The sequence below is a fragment of the Kitasatospora sp. NPDC001175 genome, from assembly GCF_053598215.1.
This window is the reverse complement of the sequence record NZ_JBSFJU010000045.1, coordinates 55,594-65,001: the sequence shown is the minus strand read 5'-3', so window position 1 is coordinate 65,001 and position 9,408 is coordinate 55,594. Positions and strand designations below refer to the sequence as shown.

Here is a 9,408-nt window from a genome sequence, read left to right as displayed (position 1 = left end):
GCATCGACCACGTCGTGACCGCGCCATTCCCGGATCTCATTCGCTTCGAACACCAGCAACCTCCGAGGTCGGTGGGCATCTCCCATCCTCCTACCGGGGCCACCGCCGAGCCCGCGCGGTGCGCCGACCGGGCCAATCGGCGCGACTGCCGGCTCTGTGGCGAGGGCGGAAGTCCACCGGTCGCCGGCAGCCTGTCGGGCCCATACGGTCGTGTCCTAGAGATGGGCCGTCGTCACAGGAGGTCGGGATGCGGCACTACCGGTGGATCCTGGAGACCCAGGATGACGTCGGCCACTGGTCCCAGCAGGACGGCGCTCCCATGCCGAATCCCCTCGGATACGAGGGACCGCCCCAGCGAGCGGCCAACCACCTGCGGGACGTGTTCGTGCGCACGCTCTCCAGGCCCACTCCAGGCCCCCGGGCGATCAGAGTCCGGGTCTGGGAGGGGCGACACTCTGTCGGCGAGCCCCAGGCCGAAACCGAGTGGTCACGCGAGTGACACGATCAGCCTCAGCCGGCGGGACGGGCGCACACGCGCCCCATCCCGCGGCGCTCCTGCCGGAGGTCCCTCCTCCGGGGATAGATCCGGTCGTGTGGGCCGGTCATCGTGTGCGGGGCTGGCGAGGAGCTGGGCTATGCGGGTTCGGGCCATGCTGCGGCACGCGTCCGGGCGACCTCCGCGCGCCTGTCGGCCTCACCCGGGCCGTTGGCCGGCAGGACAGCCGACGGCAGGAAGTCGGAGTGGAACTCCGACTCTGCGGCACTGTCGCCCCCACCCGCGGTGAGCAAGGCGCTCGCGGTCCTGCTGCTGGTCGGGTCTGCCGCTTCGTACATCAGCCGACCGGCGTCGACGGCCTCCGTAGACGGCGGGATGACCAGCAGGTCCAGCCGGCGAGGGGCGTAGGAGAACACCGTGATCATGTGCTGGTCCTGCTCCGTGGTGAACCAGCCGACATGGACGGTGTGCCCCGCGACCGGAATCCGCCGCGGGATGGCCGGCCACTGCGCCGGGTTCACGGTGATCCGGATGACCCGGCCCCACCGTTTTTCCAATTCCGCTGCCAGGTCGGGAAGTTCGAGAAGAAGATCACGCGATCGAGGCCACCAGGCACCGTCCAGACGGCCCGTACGGACGCCGCCGGACGCAAGCGACAGCCAGACAGGGAGTTTTGGAGTCCGGAGCGTCGTCGCGCGATCGAGGGTCACGGTCATGATCGAGAACCTGTCTCCGGACCCGACAAGAGAGAGATCCGGGATAGCCGTGCGCCGGAGACGACGCCAGTGTCCGGTGCTGGCATACGAGGTGCCTTCGGTGACATCCAGGCTACTCCGAGTCGATGCGGAACCCGGGAATGCTCACGTCGGGCTGCTTTCCCGCCGTGCTACACGTGGAACGGGACGGTCCTGACGACGACCTTGGGCAGGGGGCGGAGTGCCCGTCGCAGCCGAGCCGCGAGTCGGTTGTGCAGGAGACGGTGCCGCAAGTGCCGGACGACGATCTCCGGGAGGACGACGGTGAGAGTGAGGTCCGGGTGCTGACGGTGCAGCGACTCGATGTGGTCGACCAGCGGAGCGACGATCGTGCGACAGGGGGAGAGCACGATCTTCAGCGGTAGATGGTCGCCCCACAGGGTCCACGACCCCGGTAGGCCTCGGCGCCGGTGAGGACGACCTCGACCGGCAGCAGACCGTCATCGACGGCTACTGGTGGGGCCTGGCCAAACGCTCCATCCAGCTCGGCCGACCCCTGGGGTACTGGCGTCCTCCGTCGGGGAGTCGCCGCCGAACACGTGGGGTCAAGGGGTCGCAGGTTCAAATCCTGTCGTCCCGACCAGCGTTTTGGGTCTGTACCGGTCTTCGGTGTAGCTCCCGATCATGGAAGTAGCACCTGATGAGTGACGTGACTGTCTCGGTTGAGGCGGTTGAAGAGGTCCGGCTGGTCGAGCTGGCGGCGGATCTGCTGGATGACCAGTGAAGGACAGTCAGATTGCTGTCACTCGCGGCGACTGGAGCCGGTCCAGAGCCCTGGGGACCGCTGGGGATCACTTTGGGGTCGCACGCGATGAGCGCCCATGGGCGAAAACGGGCGTCCATGCATGAACTTGACGCTGACGGTATGTCACTCGGGGTCGCACTTCGCCAGCGAGGGATGTTGTGATGAGTCTCAACATCCTTTGATTCCGGTGCAGTTGAGTCACAAAGAAGCCAAGATATTGAGGTCCCGGCTGTCGGCGCTACTTGAACCCCTTCGAGTCACCGTCGGTGCCACGCCGCGGTCCGGGGTGGCGGCTGACCGTGAACGCTCTCCGCTCCGATGCGCCGGCCGCAGCCCATGTGCAGCTGTGGCCGGCGTCCTCGCGGTACGGCGAGGCCGATCGGCGGCTGTGGCGCCTGGCCGGGCACGGGGGGCCGTGTGGTTCTCGGTCGGGGCGCACCCCCCTCGACGCCACACCGGCCGATGTCCCACCGTCCCGCTCGGCGTGCTCCGCCCGCGTGCTGCGCGGCGCAATCGGCCGAGCGCCGGGGGCGTCGGGGGTCAGAGTTTGAACATCGCGGTGTACGGCTGGGTGATGCGTTCCTGTCGTGATCCGAAGTCGACGAGTACCGCGATGTCGCCGTCACCTTCGACGGCGATGACCCGGCCGAGGCCGTACCCGTCATGGGTGACCCGGTCGCCGATGGCGAAGTGCTTGCGCGGTGCCTCCGCCCGGGTCTTGAAGGGGCTGGTGGGCAGGGGGCGGCGACCTGCTGAGAATTTCGTCATTCCCGCCAGTATGCACCTGGAAGCGCGGGCGCGGGCCTTTCCAGCGCATTCGAGTTCGAGTCGGGCTGAAATGCCGCGCCCGCAGTCCAGTGCGCCCCCTGAATGGCGCCGGTGGGCGGCGTGGTGCGCCGCCTTCGCGGGGCTGTCACCGCGAGGGCAGGCGTTCCGCACCGCGGGAATCGCCCTCCCCTGGGAGCCGTCGACCTCGACGGGGTGCGGGCCGGATGCTCAAGGGGCTTGCCCTCCAGGCGTGTTCACGTTCCTCTCGGCTCGGAACCGGCCGCCCCCGGGGAAGGCTCCCGCAGAATCAGGGGTGAAACATCCCACCGCGGCGGGCCGTGGCCTGCTACAGTCGACTTAGTTGCAGTAGTGGTTCCCATGAACTTTGTGTGCGCCTGCTGATGTGTTGCAGGCGCATTTTTGTTCCCCGGCTCTTCCCCGGTGGGCGCTCCATGCGGTGACTCGAAGCCCGCACTCTGCGTGCTTCGGACAGTCCCTTGAAGGAGATTTCTTAATGGCTAATGGCACTGTGAAGTGGTTCAACTCGGAGAAGGGCTTCGGCTTCATCGAGCAGGAGGGTGGCGGCCCCGACGTCTTCGCCCACTTCTCGAACATCAACGCCAACGGCTTCCGTGAGCTGCTTGAGGGCCAGAAGGTCGAGTTCGACGTCACGCAGGGCCAGAAGGGCCCGCAGGCCGAGAACATTCGCCCGCTGTAGTTCTTCTGCCACGGCACTCGCCTGGTAGCGAGGGGCCCGCACCGCGCACATGCCCGGTGCGGGCCCCTCGGTCATCGCGCCACGGCGCATCCTCCCGGCCGTTCAAGCCCCTGGCTCCGCCACCGGCGGCCATTCCCACGCGAGACGCACAGCGCCGCGTCCGGATCGGCGCCCTGCCGTGACAGCTCACGGTTCGAGGTTCTTCGCTCCCGCCCTCCGCGGTGAGCGCCGACAGTAGGTGACGTGCCGCACGGTTCCACCGTCCACGCTCCGCCCGTCACATTTCAGGCCCGTTCCCTTGCGGTCTCCGTCCGGCGCTCCGCGCCACGGAGCCTTCCTCGTGACGTGCCACCCGAGGAAGGTTTTCCGCATGGCCCGCTCCCGTCGCTCCTCGTACCACAACGCCGACTTCCGCTCCGCGGCCGGCTCCCGTTCCAGTGGCGGCTCCTTCTACGGCGACCGGCCCGCCACAGGCCGACGCCCCTCCGGCCGGAGCGCCCCTCGGGACCCCTCCGCGCATGGCGAGTTCGCGATGCCGGTGAGCACGACCCCGGCACTGCCGGCCGTCGAGTCCTTCGACGAGCTGGACATGCCGAAGGCGCTGCTGTCGGTGCTGACCCGCCAGGGCGTCACCGCGCCGTTCCCGATCCAGGCCGCAACGCTGCCGAACTCGCTGGCCGGCCGCGACGTCCTCGGACGAGGCCGGACCGGCTCCGGCAAGACCATCGCGTTCGGCCTCGCCGTGCTGGCCCGCACCGTCGGGCAGAGGGCCGAGCCGCGTTACCCGCTGGCCGTGGTGCTGGTCCCCACCCGCGAGCTCGCGCAGCAGGTCACCGAGGCACTCACCCCCTACGCCCACGCTGTGCGCCTGCGGATGGCGACCGTGGTGGGCGGGACGTCGATCAGCCGCCAGGCATGGATGCTGAACCGCGGGGCGGAGGTCGTGGTGGCCACTCCGGGCCGGCTCAAGGACCTGATCCAGCGTGGCGACTGCCGGCTGGACCGGGTCGGCATCACGGTGCTCGACGAGGCCGACCAGATGGCCGACATGGGCTTCCTGCCGCAGGTCACCGAGCTCCTCGAACAGGTCGCCGAAGGCGGCCAGACGATGCTGTTCTCCGCCACCCTGGACCGCAACGTCGACCGCCTGGTGCGGCGCTTCCTGAAGGACCCGGTCACGCACTCGGTGGACCCGTCCGCGGCAGCGGTCAGCACCATGGAGCACCACGTGCTGCACGTGCAGAACTTCGACAAGAACGCCACGATCGCCCACATCGCTTCCCGCGACGGCAGGGTGATCATGTTTGTCGACACCAAGCACGGCGCGGACCGCCTGGTGGAGGACCTGCTCGCGAACGGGGTGAAGGCCGCGGCCCTGCACGGCGGCAAGTCCCAGCCCCAGCGCACCCGCACCCTGGAGCAGTTCCGCACCGGCCAGGTCACCGCGTTGATCGCGACCAACGTCGCCGCCCGGGGCATCCACGTCGACGGGCTCGACCTGGTCGTCAACCTGGACCCGCCGGGCGACCACAAGGACTACCTGCACCGGGGCGGGCGCACGGCCCGGGCCGGTGAGTCCGGCACCGTCGTCACCCTCGTCCTGCCCAACCAGCGCCGCGCGATGGCCCGCATGATGACCACCGCCGGCATCACCCCCGTCACCACCAGGGTCCTCGCCGGCGACGAGGACCTGGCCCGTATCACCGGCGCCCGCGTGCCCACCGGCATTCCCACCGTGATCGCCGACCCCGTCGTCGAGCGGCCGCGCCGCGGCCCGTCCACGAGTCGCGGCCGCCGCGGCCGCCCCGCGTATGCCGCCGGCGACACCCGGGCCGCCTCCGGCCGCGACGACCGGGGCTCCGCCGGCCGCCGCCGGACGCCCCGGCGCGCCGCTCCCGCCGCGTAGTACCGCCGGTCCCGCTCGTCGCCGAGGATCTTCTCCGCGTGGCCTCGCTCGAACAGTAGGAGCCGGTCGGTGCACTCCTCCCGCACGGAGTGTGTGAATCGTTCCGCGCGCGGGTTGCAGTTGGGGCTGCGGGGCGGAATCCCGGCGACTGGGGAGGTGCCGACCTGGACGGAGGTCAGCAGGGCGTGCTGGGGGTCGGTGGTGGGTTTTGCGGCGTCGAAGGCGAGCAGGGCGCTGCTTCCGCGCGCCGTGACCCATACCGTCTTTCCGTCCGGTACCACTGATCGCAGATTGCGGCCCGCAGTATGGCCTTCTCAACGCTGCGGTGAACGGACGCCCCGACAGCGGGTGCGGACGTCGGCGTTCCTCCGCGAGCCGTTCGGGGGCCCGCGTCTCCATCCGCCCCGGGGCGGTTCACTCCGCGTTGATGGAGCCGAGTACGTCCAGCTTCGCCGCGCTCCGTGCGGGCCAGCTCGCCGCCAGTACTCCCACCAGGGCCGCCAGCGCGAGGAAGACCACGATACGCAACCAGGGGATGACCATCACGTACCCCGGAATGTCCCGGGCGACCGCGTCTCCTGCCGCCCAGGCGATGAACAGACCGAGCGCCACGCCAGTCACCGCGCCGAAGAGCGAGATGACCACCGATTCCAGTCGGATCATCCGCTTGACCCCGGTGCGGTCGAGGCCGACGGCCCGCAGCATGCCGATCTCGCGGCGCCGCTCGAAGACGGCCATCACCAGGGTGTTGATCACCCCGAGCACCGCGATGATCAGGGACATGCCCAGCAGCCCGTACATGAGGTTGAGCGCGGTATTGACTTGGCCGCCGAAGGCGTCGCGGATGCCCTTCCGGTCCAGGACTGAGATCGCAGGGTTGTCACCGAAGCTATCAGTGATGGCCTGGGCGGTTTTGTCGTTGGCCCCACCGGAGACGGTGACCAGCACCATGGGGATCTCGGGCTTGTTCAGATGCGGTGTCACCATCCGTTCCGGCATGACGACACTGCCCAGCATGCGGTTGTCCGCGAAGGTTCCGCCCACCGTCACCTGGACCTTGAACCCGTCGGGGTAGCTGGCCTGGAGTGGGTCGCCTACCTTCCACCCGCGCTTGTTGGCAACCTCGTCGGCCACCAGGACCTTCCCATCGCCCAGCGCGTTCCGCGAACCGTGCACCATCGTGATCTTGACGGTCTTCGACAGCCCGTTGGGGTCGGCAGCGGTGACCGATGAGGACTTGCCGCCCACGTCAAAGTGGGACTGCCGTAGGGCGGTTGCCGCAGTGACGCCCGGCACCTTCGAGATCGTGGTCGCCAACGAGTCGTCGAGCGAGTCGTTGTTGACCATCTGCACCATGTAGTCGGCTGACAGGTTGTCCACCGTGGTCCTGTCGATGTTCCGACCGACGGAGACGCCCAGCACCGTAAAGCCGGTGATCAGCGTCAGGCCGATGGCCAGCGCCGAGGCGGTGGCAGCGGTACGGCGCGGGTTGCGCCGTGCGTTACCGGCGGCGAGGGCGCCCGAGACGCCGAACAGCCGGGTCAACGGCCGCCGTACAAGCGCGATGATCGGTTGCGACAACAACGGGGTCAGCACGATCACGCCGACGAGCAGCAGAAACGCCCCGCCGCCAATGACGTCTTCGGCGTCTTTGACCGTCAGCGCCCTGCCCGTGTAGATCAGCGCGGCACCAGCCACGGCCAGCAGCCCGCCGAAGGTGTTGCGCAGTACCAGGGACTTGGTGGGCGCCGGTAGCTCCGCACTGCTCATCGCGGCGACCGGCGGGATCTTCGCGGCCCGGCGAGCGGGCAGCCAGGCGGCGAACACAGTGATCAGTACACCCAGCGCGAACGCGGTGAGCGTCGTCGACGGCGCCACGACCACCGGTCCCGAAGGCACCTTGAGACCAAGCGAATTCATCGTTGAACGCAGCGCCACGGCCACTCCGACTCCGGCCGCGAAACCGACCGCCGACCCGGCCGCGCCCACGAACAGCGCCTCGGTGAGCACCGAACGGCGCACCTGGCGGCGACTTGCGCCCAGCGCCCGTAGCAGTGCCAGTTCCTTGGTGCGCTGGGCGACCAGCATGGTGAAGGTGTTGGCGATCAGGAAGCCCCCGACGAAGAGTGCGACCTCGGCGAACACCGTCATCATGGTGTTGGTGGCCGCGAACGAATTCCCGAACCCCTGGGCCTGTTGTTCGGCACGTTGTTTGCCGGTCTGCGCGACGGTGTGGCCGTCCTTGGGCAGCAGCGGGGTGATCTCGTCGAGGATCGTCTGCGGTGAGGTGCCCTTGTCGGCGGTGGCGGTCACTTCCGAGAAGTGGCCGGGGGTCAGGTAGAGCGACTGGGCGCTCGCGGTGTCGAACAGCACCAGCGAGCCGCCGGCGCTCACCGAGCCGTCGTCGGTGGTGAAGATGCCGGTGACGGTGTACGTCTTGACCGGGCCGTTGGTGGCGATCCGCGCCGGGTCGCCGACGTGGAAGCCGCCCTTGTCGGCGGTGTCCTTGTCCAGCGCGACCTCACCGGTGCGCGCCGGGCCTCGGCCGGAGACGAACGCGTAGCGCGGGTCCTGGCCGTTGCTGCCGGGCGCGAAGTTGGCGCCGGAGTTGGTCCAGCCGTCGTCGATCAACTTGCCCTTGGCGTCGGCGACTCCGGCGAACCCGGAGACCAGCCCGGTGGCGGAGGTGACGCCCGGCAGCTTGTCGACCTGGTTGAGGGTCTGCTGGCTGATGCCCTCGTCGTGCTGGCCCGACGGGCTGCCGTAGCTGGTGATGGCGACGGCCACGTTGTCGTACGACTTGGCCGACTGGTTCTTGTAGGCGTTGTCGATGGTGTCGGTGAAGATCAGGGTGCCGGAGACGAAGGCGACGCCGAGCAGTACGGCGAGCACGGTCATCAGCAGTCTGGCCTTGTGCGCTAGCACGTTGCGCAGGGCGGTACGGAACATGGTTCAGTCCTGGAGGAGGGGGAAGGTGCCTGAAGCGGAGCTGAGTTGAGGACCACGGCGCGGCCGAATGGGGTCAGCTGGCGCGCTCCTTGGCGCCGGACCGGGGCATCCGGGGAGTTTCTCCAGGAAGATTCCGCATGTGGGACACGACGTCGTCAGCTGTGGGGTTCCGCAGTTCGTCTACGATGCGGCCGTCGGCGAGGAAGATGACGCGGTCCGCGTACGAGGCAGCCACCGGATCGTGGGTGACCATAACCACCGTCTGCCCCAACTCCCGTACCGAGCCGCGCAGGAAGCCCAAGATCTCGGCGCCGGAGCGCGAGTCGAGATTTCCTGTCGGCTCGTCCGCGAAGATGATCTGAGGGCGGCTAGCCAGCGCGCGGGCCACAGCGACTCGCTGCTGTTGGCCGCCCGACAACTGCGCCGGGCGGTGCTTCAACCGATCGGTGAGACCAACGGTTTCGACGACTTTGGAGAGCCATGCCTGGTCGAGTCCGCGCCCGGCGATGTCCATCGGCAGCGTGATGTTCTCGATCGCGTTCAAGGTGGGGAGCAGGTTGAACGCTTGGAAAATGAAGCCGATCTTGTCCCGGCGGAGCTTGGTGAGCTGCTGGTCGTTGAGGCTGGACAGCTCGGTGTCACCGATCCTGGCGGATCCGACGGAGATGGTGTCGAGCCCGGCCATGCAGTGCATCAGCGTCGACTTGCCGGAGCCGGACGGGCCCATGATCGCGGTGAACCGGCCGCGTCCGAACTCCACGGTCACCGAGTCGAGGGCGGCAACGCGGGTCTCGCCGTGGCCGTAGACCTTGCTCAGCTCTGTCGCACGCGCGGCAACGCCGCAGGGAGCTTGGAGGGTTGTGGAGCTAGCTGCTGCCTGCGACACGGGGGTACTCCTGGAGAGCGGGGTCAACTGCCTTCCATCGTGGTCGCGCAGGTGCCCCGGATCCGTCGCTCCGAGGGCGGAAATGAGTGGCATGCCGAAAGACAGAGCGGCCGCAGGGACGTACGCCTCGCGGACCACAGTGCCTCTGCCTTAGGGAATAGACACCCAAGACCTCCCCGGCCGCT

The 9,408-nt window shown here is 68.7% G+C and carries 6 protein-coding genes and 1 pseudogene; 2 read left to right on the top strand and 5 right to left on the bottom strand.

The window, feature by feature from the left end; all coding sequences use genetic code 11:
- Positions 1–633: 633 nt before the first annotated feature.
- From ACWDAK_RS27540 to ACWDAK_RS27530, 3 genes and pseudogenes are all read right to left on the bottom strand, one after another.
- Positions 634–1,212, bottom strand: a complete 579-nt coding sequence (locus ACWDAK_RS27540) for a DUF5994 family protein (protein ID WP_344640567.1) — start codon at positions 1,210–1,212, stop codon at positions 634–636.
- Positions 1,213–1,382: 170 nt separating this feature from the next.
- A pseudogene (locus ACWDAK_RS27535) lies at positions 1,383–1,637 on the bottom strand (amino acid permease); the annotation flags it as partial.
- Between the two features lie 899 nt (positions 1,638–2,536).
- Positions 2,537–2,764, bottom strand: a complete 228-nt coding sequence (locus ACWDAK_RS27530) for a hypothetical protein (RefSeq protein WP_344640565.1) — start codon at positions 2,762–2,764, stop codon at positions 2,537–2,539.
- 514 nt (positions 2,765–3,278) lie between these two features.
- Between ACWDAK_RS27530 and ACWDAK_RS27525 the strand changes: the two genes are divergently transcribed.
- Together ACWDAK_RS27525 and ACWDAK_RS27520 are read left to right on the top strand one after the other, a co-directional pair.
- Positions 3,279–3,482: a cold-shock protein gene (locus ACWDAK_RS27525; protein ID WP_344640564.1), complete on the top strand. Its 204-nt coding sequence runs from the start codon at positions 3,279–3,281 to the stop codon at positions 3,480–3,482.
- 370 nt (positions 3,483–3,852) lie between these two features.
- Positions 3,853–5,388 carry a DEAD/DEAH box helicase gene (locus ACWDAK_RS27520; RefSeq protein ID WP_427394158.1) on the top strand — a complete coding sequence of 512 codons (1,536 nt, stop codon included), beginning with the start codon at positions 3,853–3,855 and terminating at the stop codon, positions 5,386–5,388.
- 414 nt (positions 5,389–5,802) lie between these two features.
- Here the strand turns inward: ACWDAK_RS27520 and ACWDAK_RS27515 are convergent, their stop codons facing one another.
- Both ACWDAK_RS27515 and ACWDAK_RS27510 read right to left on the bottom strand, forming a co-directional pair.
- On the bottom strand, positions 5,803–8,337 hold the full coding sequence (locus tag ACWDAK_RS27515; protein ID WP_427394159.1) for an ABC transporter permease: 2,535 nt from the start codon (positions 8,335–8,337) through the stop codon (positions 5,803–5,805).
- A 73-nt stretch (positions 8,338–8,410) separates the two neighbouring features.
- Positions 8,411–9,223, bottom strand: coding sequence for an ABC transporter ATP-binding protein (locus ACWDAK_RS27510; RefSeq protein ID WP_427394160.1), 813 nt, complete (start codon positions 9,221–9,223; stop codon positions 8,411–8,413).
- Positions 9,224–9,408 lie beyond the last annotated feature (185 nt).